The sequence below is a fragment of the Pontibacter actiniarum genome, from assembly GCF_003585765.1.
Classification (GTDB): domain Bacteria; phylum Bacteroidota; class Bacteroidia; order Cytophagales; family Hymenobacteraceae; genus Pontibacter; species Pontibacter actiniarum.
Window position 1 is genome coordinate 769807 of record NZ_CP021235.1, and the last position, 13302, is coordinate 783108.

Annotated in this window: 15 protein-coding genes; 4 read left to right on the plus strand and 11 right to left on the minus strand. The window is 55.8% G+C overall.

Annotated elements, in window-relative coordinates; genetic code table 11:
• Positions 1–164: 164 nt before the first annotated feature.
• Positions 165–422: a hypothetical protein gene (locus CA264_RS03280; RefSeq protein WP_025604559.1), complete on the plus strand. Its 258-nt coding sequence runs from the start codon at positions 165–167 to the stop codon at positions 420–422.
• On the opposite strand, the gene CA264_RS03285 is transcribed toward CA264_RS03280, so the two are convergent.
• The 8 genes from CA264_RS03285 to CA264_RS03320 form a co-directional block, all read right to left on the minus strand.
• On the minus strand, positions 409–1359 hold the full coding sequence (locus tag CA264_RS03285; RefSeq protein ID WP_025604560.1) for a ribokinase: 951 nt from the start codon (positions 1357–1359) through the stop codon (positions 409–411). The genes CA264_RS03280 and CA264_RS03285 overlap by 14 nt on opposite strands.
• Before the next feature lie 291 nt (positions 1360–1650).
• Complete coding sequence (locus tag CA264_RS03290) at positions 1651–1983, minus strand: hypothetical protein (RefSeq protein WP_025604562.1); 333 nt, start codon at positions 1981–1983, stop codon at positions 1651–1653.
• A 121-nt stretch (positions 1984–2104) separates the two neighbouring features.
• Positions 2105–2290, minus strand: coding sequence for a CcmD family protein (locus CA264_RS03295; RefSeq protein WP_025604564.1), 186 nt, complete (start codon positions 2288–2290; stop codon positions 2105–2107).
• 81 nt (positions 2291–2371) lie between these two features.
• Positions 2372–3379 (minus strand): cation efflux transmembrane domain-containing protein, encoded by a 1008-nt coding sequence (locus CA264_RS03300; protein WP_025604566.1) that lies wholly within the window; start codon positions 3377–3379, stop codon positions 2372–2374.
• Positions 3372–4061 carry a transporter substrate-binding domain-containing protein gene (locus tag CA264_RS03305; protein WP_162912055.1) on the minus strand — a complete coding sequence of 230 codons (690 nt, stop codon included), beginning with the start codon at positions 4059–4061 and terminating at the stop codon, positions 3372–3374. The genes CA264_RS03300 and CA264_RS03305 overlap by 8 nt, the downstream gene beginning before the upstream one ends.
• A 238-nt stretch (positions 4062–4299) precedes the next feature.
• Positions 4300–4668 carry a hypothetical protein gene (locus CA264_RS21745; protein ID WP_036775058.1) on the minus strand — a complete coding sequence of 123 codons (369 nt, stop codon included), beginning with the start codon at positions 4666–4668 and terminating at the stop codon, positions 4300–4302.
• A gap of 125 nt (positions 4669–4793) precedes the next feature.
• A complete protein-coding gene (locus CA264_RS03315) occupies positions 4794–6026 on the minus strand; it encodes a nucleoside recognition domain-containing protein (RefSeq protein WP_025604572.1) in 1233 nt (410 codons plus the stop codon).
• Between the two features lie 128 nt (positions 6027–6154).
• Positions 6155–7666 (minus strand): M14 family zinc carboxypeptidase, encoded by a 1512-nt coding sequence (locus CA264_RS03320; protein ID WP_237151168.1) that lies wholly within the window; start codon positions 7664–7666, stop codon positions 6155–6157.
• Positions 7667–7889: 223 nt separating this feature from the next.
• Here CA264_RS03320 and CA264_RS03325 point away from each other — a divergent pair, with 223 nt between their 5' ends.
• Positions 7890–9188, plus strand: coding sequence for a serine hydrolase (locus CA264_RS03325; protein ID WP_025604576.1), 1299 nt, complete (start codon positions 7890–7892; stop codon positions 9186–9188).
• Here CA264_RS03325 and CA264_RS03330 read toward each other — a convergent pair.
• The 3 genes from CA264_RS03330 to msrB all read right to left on the minus strand — a co-directional run bounded on the left by CA264_RS03330 (position 9185) and on the right by msrB (position 11394).
• Complete coding sequence (locus CA264_RS03330; RefSeq protein ID WP_025604577.1) at positions 9185–10333, minus strand: putative sensor domain DACNV-containing protein; 1149 nt, start codon at positions 10331–10333, stop codon at positions 9185–9187. The genes CA264_RS03325 and CA264_RS03330 overlap by 4 nt on opposite strands.
• A gap of 248 nt (positions 10334–10581) precedes the next feature.
• Entirely contained in the window at positions 10582–10791 is a 210-nt protein-coding gene (locus CA264_RS03335) for a hypothetical protein (RefSeq protein ID WP_025604578.1), read from the minus strand.
• A 147-nt stretch (positions 10792–10938) separates the two neighbouring features.
• Positions 10939–11394: a peptide-methionine (R)-S-oxide reductase MsrB gene (gene msrB / locus CA264_RS03340; protein WP_025604579.1), complete on the minus strand. Its 456-nt coding sequence runs from the start codon at positions 11392–11394 to the stop codon at positions 10939–10941.
• A 106-nt stretch (positions 11395–11500) separates the two neighbouring features.
• Between msrB and CA264_RS03345 the strand changes: the two genes are divergently transcribed.
• Both CA264_RS03345 and CA264_RS03350 read left to right on the plus strand, forming a co-directional pair.
• Positions 11501–12430: a 2-hydroxyacid dehydrogenase gene (locus CA264_RS03345; RefSeq protein ID WP_025604581.1), complete on the plus strand. Its 930-nt coding sequence runs from the start codon at positions 11501–11503 to the stop codon at positions 12428–12430.
• Between the two features lies 1 nt (position 12431).
• The gene (locus CA264_RS03350; protein ID WP_025604583.1) at positions 12432–12845 is read left to right on the plus strand and encodes a VOC family protein; all 414 of its coding nucleotides are present in this window, start codon (positions 12432–12434) and stop codon (positions 12843–12845) included.
• The last annotated feature ends 457 nt before the right edge of the window (positions 12846–13302 follow it).

The following is a 13302-nucleotide window of genomic DNA, read 5'->3' on the forward strand; positions in this document are numbered from 1 at the left end:
TAGCAGGAGGCGGCAGCTCCGGCTTGTTTAAAAGGAGGCTTCTGCTGCAGTAGACGCGGTAACGGTAAGGTATACAGGGTGCCTGACACGCTTTACCCGCTATGCCGTAGATGAAACTTATTTGGCCTTCGCCTGCTTATAAATAAATCTGACAAGGAAACAGCATGCTTGAACATTCTCTCTTTCACCGGCTCCCGGACTGGAGCAAAGTTGAGGTGCTGACCAAACACGGTACAGCACTGGCCCAGCGGGAGCAGCAGGATTGGACCATCACCCTCTACTCGCTGCAGCATAATTTTTATGAGCTTTGGGAAAAGGATGGGGTAGAGGTCATCAGCTCCTTTCAGGCCACGGCCAACCCTATGGCGATCCTGCACCCGTACACCGAGCAGATAGATATCCGGAACGTCATCGACTTATAGCGGCGCCGGATTCGGCCATTTTCTTCTCGATTGCCTCCCGGTCGGGGTAAGCAGGCTGTGAGCCATATGCCTCCACGGCCAGTGAGGATGCCGCTGCCGCAAACCGCAGTGCGCCTGACGCGCTTTTCCCTTCCAGAAGGGCGCAGGCAAATGCGCTGGCAAACGCATCTCCGCCCCCGGTTTTGTCTACCACATGTGCGTCGGGAGCCGCAATATGTTCCCGGGTGCCGTCGGTGATCATCACATAGCCCAGCTCCCCCATCTTCACGAGTGCGTTCGGGGCTCCTTTCTGAAGGATGGCCTCACAGGCCCGAAAACCGTCTTCTTTGCTCTTTATTTCAAAGCCCACCAGTTGTTCCGCCTCCGATCTGTCCGGGGTGATAAAGTCTGCCGCTTTATAGTAGCTGGCCTCGACCTGGTTGGTGGGCGAGGGGTCCAGCACGATCTGAAAGCCTCTGGCCCTGGCGGCTTTGATTGCCTGCCTCACAACAAAGGCAGGTATCTCCAGGTCCAGTGTAAGCACAGAGCCTGCGGGAGCGGCCGAAATCACTTTTTCCACCAGGGCAGGGGCGTCCTGCTCCCAGTGCTGGTTGGCGTTGCCGGCAGCGAGAATGCTTTTGTCGCCATCGGGGCGCACAGCGATCATGGCCAGGCCGGTGCGCTGGCCGGGTACACGCCTGGTGTGCTCCAGGTTAACGCCCATCTCGCGCAGTGGCTGCAGCGCCTCCTCGGCTTCCGGGTCATCTCCCAGGCGGGAGATCAAAACTGAGGGGACCCCGAGTTTACAGGCCATGTAGGCCCGGTTGGCCGCTTTGCCTCCGCTGAGCATCAGCAGGTCATCGGCCTGTTGGGTTTCACCCGGTTTCGGCCAGCGGTCCACCCGTACCTGTATGTCCTTGTTTATACTTCCCAATGCCAGTAACTGTCCTTTTTGCATGTATGTTAAGCCTTACGTCTGTTTGATGTTCAGCTTGTTTGTACGGGAAAGGCACAGCTGTGGCTTTTTGTGCCGGGGATTAGCCTGCTGCAAGCGCCTGGGCGGGAAAAGCAATTGTGCCTCAGGTGAGTGATGAGGAGGCTTGGCTTTGGGCCCGGCAGCCGTAGTTCCAGATAAGTATAAGTATAAGTATAAGTATAAGTGAGAGAAGAAAGGTGTGTAACGCGCGCTTCGCTAAGAGTGGCGGTGCAACGTTAGGTGGCGGTGAGAGTGCCAATACGGCTCTAAAAGTCAGGTGGTGTAAATCCTGAGCCAGCCGCTGTCGTAGATTCTTTTCTGCGTAAACGCGTCCAGGTCGTACCACACCTCGGCGACATGCGAGGGCGTGATATAAGTGGTCGCAAACTCTTCAGCACCGTTTATTTCCTTATAGTCCGTGAGCATCTCATAGCCCTCGCTCCGGGCTTTGTAATAGGCCTCGTCTTCATCGTCGAACTCCTGGAGGTGGCGGTTGTACACCTGGTGGTACCTATCGGTGACTAGCTCGTAAAGGCGCTGCAACTCCGGCGTTTCAAAGGACATGTATCCTTCTTCGTCCCTTGTCCATTTTCCCTGTATTTCCATGGCGTAAAGTTAATCGACGTGAGCGAAAACTCCTCCGGGTGCTTTTGTGGTGCACCTGCTGCGCGTGTGTGGCCTTTTCTGAGGCATTCTGGAAAGCAGGCCGTACTTCTGCAAGTATGGCTTACTTCCTGCGGTACAGCTTGATCAGGTAGTAGAAGAACAGCAGGACGGCCACGACCACGAATATCCCGGCCCAGGAGCTGGGGCGCATCACATCGGCGTCATCATAGTCGCAGCTGCTCATTGTAAGGGAGCTGGCGATTAGCAGGAGGCTGTACAGCCAGTGTATCCGGTTTTTTCTCATCATGTTTTGGTCGCTCTGCTTTTAGGAAAGCTGTGTTTATACTTATGACATACGCCGAAGGCTGTGGCAAGAGAGCGGTTTTGCCTAACTGGTTTCTCGGAGCGCTTTAGCGGCGGCCCTGTCGCCAGCATGTTGCTCCAGCGACCGCACCGGGTTAATAACGACTTCGTGCAGTTTCCAGTCCAGCTTTTTCACGCCGTGGTAGGCTGCCTCCATGTTTTCCAGTAGGTTGTCCGTGGAGGTGGGTACCACAAAAACCTCCACGAAGAAAATCTCGCCCGCCTCCCGCATCCTGATCCGCACATCCTTCACCCACACAAGGTCTTTAAAGTAGTCGTAGGTTTTGCCAACGAGGGGGTGCACCTGCTCGTTCTGCACGTGCGTCGGTATCTGGTCTACCAGGTCTTTCACGGAGCTCGTCAGCCTGGTGTAGCCATCCTTGATTACGCTAAGGGATATAAAAAGCGCCGCCACGGAGTCTGCCCACCAAAGCCCGAAGCCCACGCCTATAATACCCAGCATGGCGGCGGAGGCGGTTTGCCAGTCGGCCTTCTGCGTGTTGGCGTCGGTGTAAAGTACTTTGTTGTGCAGGTGCTTGGCGTAGGGCAGCTTTTTACGCCCGATGAGCACCGCCGGACCTGCGCTCCAGGAAAGCGCCAGCAGCATTACCCAGCCCATCCACCACTCGCGGCCGAAGAGCGTTATCGCCCCTATGGTCGGGTGCTCTGCCCGCAGCAGGCTCACAAGGGAGTCGTAGAAGATGTAGAGGCCCATCGCCAGCAGGGCAAAGGCTCCCAGCTGGTAGGCGATGGAGAACACACGGTGATAGCCGTAGGGATACTTGACCGAGGGTTTCTTGTTGAACAGCCCGCTGGCTACCAGAAAGCAGGTGGCGGGCACCATGCTCAGCATGTCCTCAAGCCAGGCCGCTTTCATTGCCTGCGACGAACTCATGGTCAGGAACATGACGATGACCACGGAAATGAGGTAGGCAATTGTCAGCCACTCGAGCTTCTTCGCTTTAGTGAACTGCTTTTTAAGGTCTGCGGGCAGTTCGTGCCACTGTGTCGGTAGGTATATGTCTTTATTCATGGCTATGCTTGTCTATGTATTTGTCCAGGCGCATCAAAAAGGCGTTTTCTCCTTTAGGGATGGCCACCACATATTCCTCCTTGTGAAGCGTGTAATCCGATACCCGGAGGCCGAGCTGCTGTAGCTCTTCCTCTGTGGCTGCCACTAGGTATGGGCCCGGCTGCAACTGATCTACATACACAGGCTGCCCCTCCTTCTTTTTGACGTAAACCGCCGCCTGGCTGTTTCTGCGCACGTGCACCGGGAGGTCTTCTATTTCTTCGGGTAGCGTGCGGGAGGGCAAAGTCCCGACTTTTATTTTCTCGGTGTGGTGGGGTTGGCTAAAGGCCAGGTGCTTTACCCAGGGAGATGTTTTGGTAAACCCGCCGATTGCCATGTCGAGTTCATGAACCTCTACTTTCTCCAGAATGTTGCTTTGCGCGTCTGGCAGCCACTCTATCTCGGCCCCGAGCTCCTTTGCAAAGCCTTTCACCAGCTCTACCTCAATGCCGGAAGGGGAGGCGCCATCCGCCTGTGCCCACTTCCCGTTGCTGGCAACCCCTACCCGAAGCACGTGCCCTTTCACGTTTTCGAGGGTGTGTTCGGGGTCCCGGGGATAGTTGTCACAACCAACCAGGAGCAGAAAGCAACCTAAAACGAAGAAGTGTAAAAGCCGGTTTGAACAGTGCTGAAGTGTGGGCATGTGCATGGTGAAAGGTGAAACATTGGGTCTTCGTAGCGGCGGCGCAAGGGGCAGAGCACTCCTGCAGGCAGTGCCGGAGAAGATTAAGCTTTGTTAATATACTAGCGCAGTGGCAAAATGTTGTACCTGCTGCTCCTGCTGTGGCCACAGGGGCAGACGGCCACAACAGGCCTTGGCGTTTAACTTGCAGCGGCACAGAACCGCAACGAGTGCGAGCAAAGGGATCTGCAGAAGGAACCTAACTTACTGGGGCAGGCATGGCCGCCGTACAGCGGAGTCGTTTTGTTGGAAAAGCGGAGGCGTATCCTGCTGCCTGTAAATCAGTGGCTTGTGGAGTGGCAGAAAAAAAGACTACTATTTTAGAAGGATGACGCAACAAAGCATCAACATCTACGTTAGTATAAGTGGCTAAAAGTTGAAAATGAATGAAGATTCTTTTCAAAAAATTGGTAAAGGCTCCTGTCATGGGAGCCTTTACTGTTTTATAGAGCTTACCGCTGTGGCTGGTCATGCCGTGGCTCCTGTTAACCGGCCTTTTCCCCTTAAAAAGCTTACTGGCCGTAAACCCGACGCAGTACGCGGTTTCTTCTTCATTCTCTACATACAAAAAGAACAGGCTTAACAGGGAAGCGTTTATACTTCATATAAAAGAAACAAGCGCGGCCGTTCTAACTTGCAACGGCCGCGCTTGTTTTGCCTCTCTTCTACGCAAGGCAATGCGCCTAGACAGGCTTAGTGGAAGAACAGGTAGGCTATGAAGATAGCCGCCACAATTCCGGCCAGGTCGGCAATAAGGCCGCAGGTAAGCGCATAGCGCGATTTACGGACACCCACGGAGCCGAAGTACACCGCCAGCACATAAAAAGTGGTTTCGGTGGAGCCCTGGATGGCCGAGGCCAGGCGACCCACAAACGAATCAACGCCGTAGCTGGTCATGGCCTCTACCATTAACCCCCTGGCGCCGCTGCCGCTCAAAGGCTTCATGAAGGCCACTGGCAGGGCCGGTACAAAGTCCGTGTTCATGCCGGTGAGGCCAACCAGGTAACCGATCCCGTCTACCACCATGTCCAGCGCACCGGAGGTCCGGAACACCCCAATAGCCACCAATATCGCCACCAGGTAAGGAATGATGGTGATGGCTACTGAAAAGCCTTCTTTGGCCCCCTCAATAAAGGCCTCGTACACATTTACTTTTCTGATGAGTGCCAGCCCGATAAACGAGATGATGATGGAGAAGAGTATCACATTGCTGACGACGGTGGAGATCACACTAACCTGCTCCTGCGGAATGGTGGTGAAGTAGTAAATCAGCCCCACGATGAGCACAAGCAGTGTACCCAGGTAAGCTACAATCACCCGGTCGAAAAGGTTAATGCGCTGGTAGAGCGCCACCGAGATCAGGCCAACCACCGTGGAGAAAAAAGTGGCCAGCAGGATAGGGATAAAGATATCGGAGGGGTCGGCGGCCCCCAACTGCGCCCGGAACACCATGATGCTGATTGGGATAATGGTCAGGCCGGAGGTATTGAGCACCAGGAACATAATCTGGGCGTTGGAGGCGGTTTCTTTGTCCGGGTTGAGCTCCTGCATTTCCCTCATGGCCTTGAGCCCCAGCGGTGTGGCGGCGTTGTCCAGGCCCAGCATGTTGGCAGAGAAATTCATCAGGATAGAGCCGAACACCGGGTGGTTTTTCGGTATCTCCGGAAACAGGCGGTGGAAAAACGGCCCTACCCACCGGGCAAGTATAGCCACTACGCCACCGCGCTCGCCCACTTTCATCAGGCCCAGCCAAAGGGTCATCACGCCGGTCAGGCCCAGGGAGATTTCAAAGCCGAGTTTGGCGTTGTCGAAGGTGCTGGCAACCAGTTTCTGGAATATATCAACGTCCTGGAAGAAGATGAGCTGGAAGAGTGCTATAACGAAGGCAATCAGGAAGAAGGCTGCCCACAGGTAGTTTAAAACCATTGACTAAAAGGTTGGGTTGGTTAGATTATAGCCCGTAAGATACAAAGCCGCCAGAAGAAAAACCATTGGCCCCTTTGCGGAGCCAACGGTTTCTGAAAATTTATACCGGGAAAGGGGGCAGCGCCTCCTCAAAGCACCAGCCCGTAGAACGGGGAGGGCTTCTCTGCCGCCAGGTCATGCACAAACCCGTTGACAACGGCATAGCGCACCGTGCCACGGGCATCCTGCAGCGTAAAGTCTGCGCCACGGCCCATGCCTAAGCCGTGGTCCGCCTCACCGGTCAGGCTAAGCGCGTTTAGCGGGAGCGCGAAAGGGTGCTGTGGGTCCGGGAGGTCTGCCAGCCGCACGGTGGTGTACCCGCTGGCGAGGAGTTCCCTGGCGCGTTCGGCGGGGAGGGCGGCGATGTTGTCGAAAGGCTCCTCGTACACCTTGCCCGGCACCAGCTGCAGCCCGTCTCCGTCCAGCTCTTCGTAGCCGTAGAAAGTGCTCATGTCGCCCAGCTCCTCCACGATGCTTCGGTAATAGAAGCCCTGCGCTGCAGGCGTCTCCACCTCTTCGCGCAGGATGCCTGCATCCAGCAGCACCTCCCGGCCGGAAGTTTGGTAGCGCACGTTCCGGATAACCAGGTCGTAGAGGTTGCGCTGGTTTTCCGGGATGCTGTAGTAATCCTCCAGTTCGTAAGCGTCGTAGCCCTGCCCGGCAATCAGGTGCAGCCCCGACACCAGGGCGGCAAAGTTGAGCCGGCGGATGTACTGCTTCTCAGGGTCGTTGTGGTAGCCGCCCGACTCAACCAGGATCACACTGGTGCCCCATTTCTGGATATTGTCGCCGAAGGCCCGCGGCTCGTGCTCATCAGAGAACTTCGCTACCTGCCCCGGAATGAGCTGCTGGAGGGCTTCGTTCATGCCCACGATGGTGCGCATAGCACGGCCACGCACCGCGTCAACGGTCTGGGCATGGTCGAAAGCTGGGGCCAGGAAAGAGACCGTGGCCGGCTTGGAGGTGCCGCCCGCTGTGTAGTAAATACTCTGGTCGTGCAGGTTAAAGCCAATGGCGGGGTTTAGCTGGGTACGTAGGTTTTTGAGTAGCTCCGCCTCCGGGCTTTGGAGCCGCTGGGCATCCCGGTTCAGGTCTATCTCCAGTGCGTTCCGCCGTGTAAAGCGCTCGGCTCCATCGGGGTTCAGCATGGGTATAAAGTAGAGTGTGGTATCGCGCAGGATCTGCTGGCGCACAGGGTCCATCTGGTCAGCCTGCTGCAGGAAGTGGAGCAGGTCGAACAGGGCCATGGTGGCGGTTGCTTCGTCGCCGTGCATCTGCGACCAGAGCATCACTTTCGTTTTTCCGGTGCCGGCCTTCACCAGGTAAATATCGCGCTTCTCCACCGACTTCCCCACCACCTGCACCTCGAAGAGCGGGTGGTGCCGGAGCTGCTCGAGTAGCGGAACAATGTCGTGGTGCTTAAACCGCCGGTGGCGGAGGCTCGGTTCTTTATAGGCAGCGTGCTGTTCAAATGCCTGCTGGGCCACCTGCGCAATGGGCAGTGCCTGGCCTTCGGTATGGAAAGAAGTCATCAACAAGTACAGTTTACGGGTAATCTTTTCGGGACGGATAAAGGTGCTTAAATTAACCGAATTCGCCATAGCTATACTTGTTGAACCGGAAACTTCCCTCTCTTTCGCCAGGTGGCACATTACCACTCCTGTACTTGCTGTCACCAAAGAAGTGCAGGCGGCCGCCTCAGGTGGGGGAGGTGCGGCCTCTGCCGGGTCTCTCTTAAAGCACTCGCGCCACCTATAAAACAGCTGCTAAGGATGGCAAATCAAAAAAGCTTTGTAACTTAAAGCAGCAGAAAACCACTTGTGTATGAAACGATTCCCTCTCCGCTGGCAGAAGAGCCTGCCGATCCTCTCCGGCCTCCTGGTGCTTGGCGCCCTTACCTTGACTCACCTGCCCGCCATGGGGCAACAGGTAAAAAAGAAGAAGCTGGTGCAGAAGATTATGAAGCAGCACCCCGATCAGTTTGATAAGATCCTGAAAAACCCGGAGAAGTACCGGGTGCAGATCCTGTACACTCAGATTGACCGGGACGCGCAGAACAACCCCAACTTTACCTCTTACTCGTACCGCGTTGACCCCAAGGAATATTTCTACCCGGCCAGCACGGTTAAGCTGCCTGCCGCCGCCCTGGCGCTGGAGAAGCTGAACGAGCTGGGGAAGGAGGGGCTGAACAAGTATACTTCCCTAAAGATCGACAGCGCCTACGCCGGGCAGTCTGCTGTAACGGCAGACAGCAGCTCGGCAGACAACCTGCCGTCTATCGGGCACTACATCAAGAAGGTGTTGCTGGTGAGCGACAACGATGCCTATAACCGCCTCTACGAGTTTTTGGGGCAGAAGCGCCTCAACGAAGGGCTGCACGAGAAAGGCTTCCGGGATGTACGGCTGTCGCACCGGCTCTCTATTTTCCTGAGCCCGGACGAAAACCAGCATACCAACCCTTTTACCTTTTACAAAGACGGTCAGGTGGTGTACCAGCAGCCAATGGCCAACAACGCCAATCCAAAGCCCAGCCCTTTACCGCAGGCCTATCTCGCCAAAGGCTATTACCAGGGCGACAGACTGGTGAACGAGCCGATGGACTTCTCTGCCAAAAACTACATCTCGGTGGAGGTGCTGCAGGGGGTGCTCAGGAGCCTGCTGTTCCCGGAGGCCGTGCCTGCCGAGCAGCGCTTTAACCTAAGCCCGGAGGATTACGCTTTTCTTTACAAGTACATGTCGATGCTGCCGCGCGAGAGCGATTACCCTAAGTATGACGCACAGGAGTACCCGGACAGCTACGTTAAGTTTCTGATGTTCGGGCAAGACAAGGAGCGGATTCCGGAGAACATCCGCATCTTCAACAAGATCGGCGACGCCTACGGCTTTATGATCGACAATGCCTACGTGGTTGATTTCGAGAACAAGGTGGAGTTTATGCTGACAGCCGTTATTTACGCAAACGAAGACGATATCCTCAACGACGATCAGTACAATTTCGATGATGTGGCCTATCCGTTTATGAAAAACCTCGGCCAGGCGGTTTACCAGCACGAGCTGAAGCGCAAACGCAAGTATGAGCCTAACCTGGAGCGGTTTAAAATAGACTACCGCAACAGCCTTTAGAGTAGCAGCGTGTCGATCCGGTGCGCCTGCACCCTCTGTTCGCACGGCGACCAGGAAAAGATGGTGAAGCGGCCGTCCTGGGAGGCAGTCAGGGCCAGGGCATCGTGCTGGTCGTGCACAAACTGCGCGGCCGAGAGGTGCCGCGTGCCCCCGATCTGGGAGGGGTGCACCGTGGCGGCCCCGCCACCGAGTACGGGTTCTGTGATAGTGACTCGCTCGACGGGCACGCTTTTCATGGGCCGGCCAATCTTGGCGCCGAAGGCCAGGAGCTCATACCTGTCGTTGAGGATGGTGGCCCCGTCGATGGCGGTGAGCCCGGCCAGGCTATCCACCTCCCGGCGCAGCGCCGCCTGCCACGCCGGCTGGCTTTTCTCCTCCTCATCCTGCCGCATCAGGGCCGCCAACCCATCAAAAGCAGGCGTAACGGCATAGAGAATGGGGTGCACGATCGATTCTTCCCAAGTCTTGCTATCAGAAGGGACCACCAGCAGCAAGCCGCCACGGCGGTGCTCGCGCATAGACACCGCCAGCTGCACAAGCACATTAATGCCGTCGTGCCAGGAGGAGCGGGTCGTGAAGCCCAGTAGGGAAGAGAGCATGTTGGGGCAGTCGGGCATGCTGTTTTGCTCTTCGTCTATCATTTTTACCTGGTCGCCTTTCAGCACGGCAACGTTGGCGAACTTGCCGAAGCCATCGATGCGCTTGTGCTTGATTACCAGTAGCCCCGGCTCAGAAACATCCACCACAAAACACAGGCTCGGGATGCTGCGCGTCGTTCCCCACACGCATAGCTCGCCCTCCTTCAGCCAAACGCCCAGGTGGATGCCCGGGCGCTCCACACCCGGCCCCAGCTTGGTGAGCACATAGGAAGAAAAGGGCAGGTGCTGCTGAAACAGCAGGGGCTGCTCCGCCTGCTCTGGCGAAAGGAAAGCCAGCGAAATTCGCGGAGGCCTGCCTTCTTCGTGCCGCAGGCTTGCCCAGAAAGCGGTGTCCAGGATAAGCTCGATGGTTTTCGCACGGGGGGCTTCGGCTAAGTTGGTGTCTCCCTGGTGGCGTGCTGTGGTTAGGTGCTTGTCGAAATGCGCTTCGAGTTGCTGTGCCACGGCACGGGCGGCCTGGTAGGTTGTTTCGCGGTTTTGGGGCATTGTCTGTTTCTTTAGCAGCTGCTGTGTAATAAGTGTGCAGCCCGGAGCTTTACCTTCGCCGCAGCTGCGGGCGTAACATGTAACAAACGGAGAACACGCTTGTTGCCTTTTGGTTTGTCGGGCGTCCGCAACCTCCGGCGCCGGGGCATAAAAAAGTGGCAGGATGCCCCGTCGTCAGACGGATACATCCTGCCACTGTAAGTATGGTACAGCTAACATACGTATAGCTGTTATGTTTATACTTTATATTACTGGTTTACTCCCGGGTCAACTGTTTCAGTTTCTGTAACCGTGTCAGTTTCAACCACCGTTCTTTCTACTTCCAGTTCAGATACTGCAGTGTCGCGGTCAATGACCATCTCGTCATCTGCAGTGGTGCCTACTTCTTCGTTACCTCCACAAGAGTAAAGGCTAAGTGATCCCATTACAATCGTACCTGCTAAGATTAGCTTTTTCATATTTCATAGTTTTTGGTTCAACATTAAAACGCGTCTATCTCAGATAACCTAAGTATAGATAAGTGCCTTTTACTCCATCTACGAACTAAGGTTTTGAAAAGATATAAAATAGCCATATTTGGGCCAGAGCAAGTGATTTCCCCTGCGTTACGCGTCCTTATCCAGCAGCGTGATACTTGCCGAGTTCACACAGTAGCGCAGGCCTCCGGGGGCGGGGCCGTCGTTGAAGATGTGCCCCAGGTGGCTGTCGCATACATTGCACAGCACTTCCACCCGGTTCATTTTATGGCTGTCGTCGAAGGTGTATTTTATTGCTCCCTTACGGATGGGCTGCGTAAAGCTGGGCCAGCCGGAAAGGGGAGAACGGTATTTTTCGCCGGAGCCGAACAAAAGGGAGCCGCAGCACACGCAGGCGTAGCGGCCGGGCTCAAACGAGCGGCAGTAAGCGTTTTTATAGGGCCGCTCCGTGCCTTTCTGCCTGGTTACCCGGTACTGCTCTTCCGTCAGGAGCTGCTGCCACTCCTCGTCGGTTTTCTCTACCCTCCGGTCCGGTTCGGGGTTACTGTACTTGGCGAATTTTATGACGTCTATCCAGCGTAGCATGCGGGGCCTGTTGTGTGGTTACTGCTGAGAAAACGCACCGATAACTGAGAGGGTTCATCGGCAAAGGCTATCTTTGTTCATCATCAATATCAAACATCGACCTTACATGTCCATCATAATAGTAAGTAAAGGCAAAGAGTTGGAGCCGTGGGTCGAGGCGCTGAAAGAAAAGCGCCCCGACCTGGATCTGAGAATTCACCCCGACACCGGAAACCACCAGGACGTGGCCTTTGCCCTGGCCTGGAACCACCCGATCGGTGCTTTTCAGGAGTACCCGAACCTGAAGTGCATCTCCTCCATGGGAGCTGGGGTAGACCACATCCTGAAAGACCCGAACATACCGGAGCAGGTAACGGTTACCAGGATCATAGACGAAAACCTGACGCAGGACATGGGCGAGTTTGTGGCGGCGCAGGTGCTGAGCTACACCCGCACGCTGCAGGAGTACAAGGCGCAGCAGGCGGAGCAAACCTGGCAGCCACTGCCTTACAAGCGGGCGAAGGAGGTGCGCGTGGGCGTTATGGGCCTGGGCAAACTGGGGGCACACGTGGCCAAGGTGCTCACCGCGCTCGGCTTCCAGGTAAGCGGCTGGGCGAAGTCGGAGAAGAAGCTGGACGAGGTAGCGGTATACACCGGTCAGGAGGCATTTGATGGCTTTCTGGCAGAGGCGGAGGTGCTGGTGTGCCTGCTGCCGCTCACCGAGGAAACGAAGGGCATACTGAACAAGGACACGTTAGCCAAACTGCCGCAGGGCGCCTATGTTATCAACGTGGCACGGGGCGAGCATGTGGTGGAAGAGGACCTGTTGGAGATGCTGGACAAAGGGCACCTTTCCGGTGCCGCCCTGGATGTGTTTGAGCAGGAGCCGCTGCCGCAGGGGCACCCTTTCTGGAAGCACCCCAGGGTGTTTGTGACGCCGCACATGGCCAGCAAGACAGACCCCGCCTCGGTAGTGCCGCAGGTGCTAGAAAACTACGACAGGCTGAAGAGCGGGAAACCGCTGCAGAACATTGTTTCATCACAAAAGGGATACTAACATGAACGCATTTCATTACGCTTTTAAGGTAAAGGACATTGCCTCTACCCGCAGGTTTTATGTGGATATACTGGGCTGCGCCGAAGGCAGGAGCACCGAGCACTGGATCGACTTTGACTTCTTCGGTAACCAGCTGTCGGCGCACGTGAGCGCTGATATTCCTGCGCTTGACTATTGCGGTAAAGTAGACGGCATTAGTGTGCCGGTGCCGCACTTTGGCTGTATCCTCAAGTATGGGGAGTTTACCGAGCTTCAGGCGCGGCTGGCAAAGCATGATATCAAGTTTGTGGTGAAGCCTTACACCCGCTACGAAGGAAAGACAGGGGAGCAGCTCACGATGTTCTTTCTGGACCTGAGCGGCAACCCGCTGGAGTTTAAAGCCTTTAAAAATGAGGCGGAGGTGTTTGCCTCCTGATGCGGCGCAATTCTTAGGAATACACCAGCCTCCATGCTCGAAGCGAAGTATGGAGGCTGTTTGTTTTAATGGGTGATCCATTCTCCTTTTCCTGCAACAGCCTGACGACGCTGCTTGACCTACCAAAGCAGGAAAGAGGATTCAGATTTTGCCAGCCTTGGCTACCAGACCTGATTTTAGTCCTTGGGTTGAGCGCCTCGAGAGGTTCCGGTGACGAGCGCTAACGAGGCAGGACGAGCCCTCGCGGGCATGAGCGCTCCAAGGCATGAGGTGAAACGATAGGTGCGTGGGAGCTACAGGATGAACGGAAGCTAGAAAGGATAGCTAGGTTGAGGTTGTAGAAAGTAATGGCTATGCAAGTATACCTGTAGCAAGTATAGCCAAGGCAGTTGGAGGCACAAGCGGACGCTTGCGCCAGGGAGGTTGTTAGCGGAGGCCAAAAAGTATGGCTTTTCAA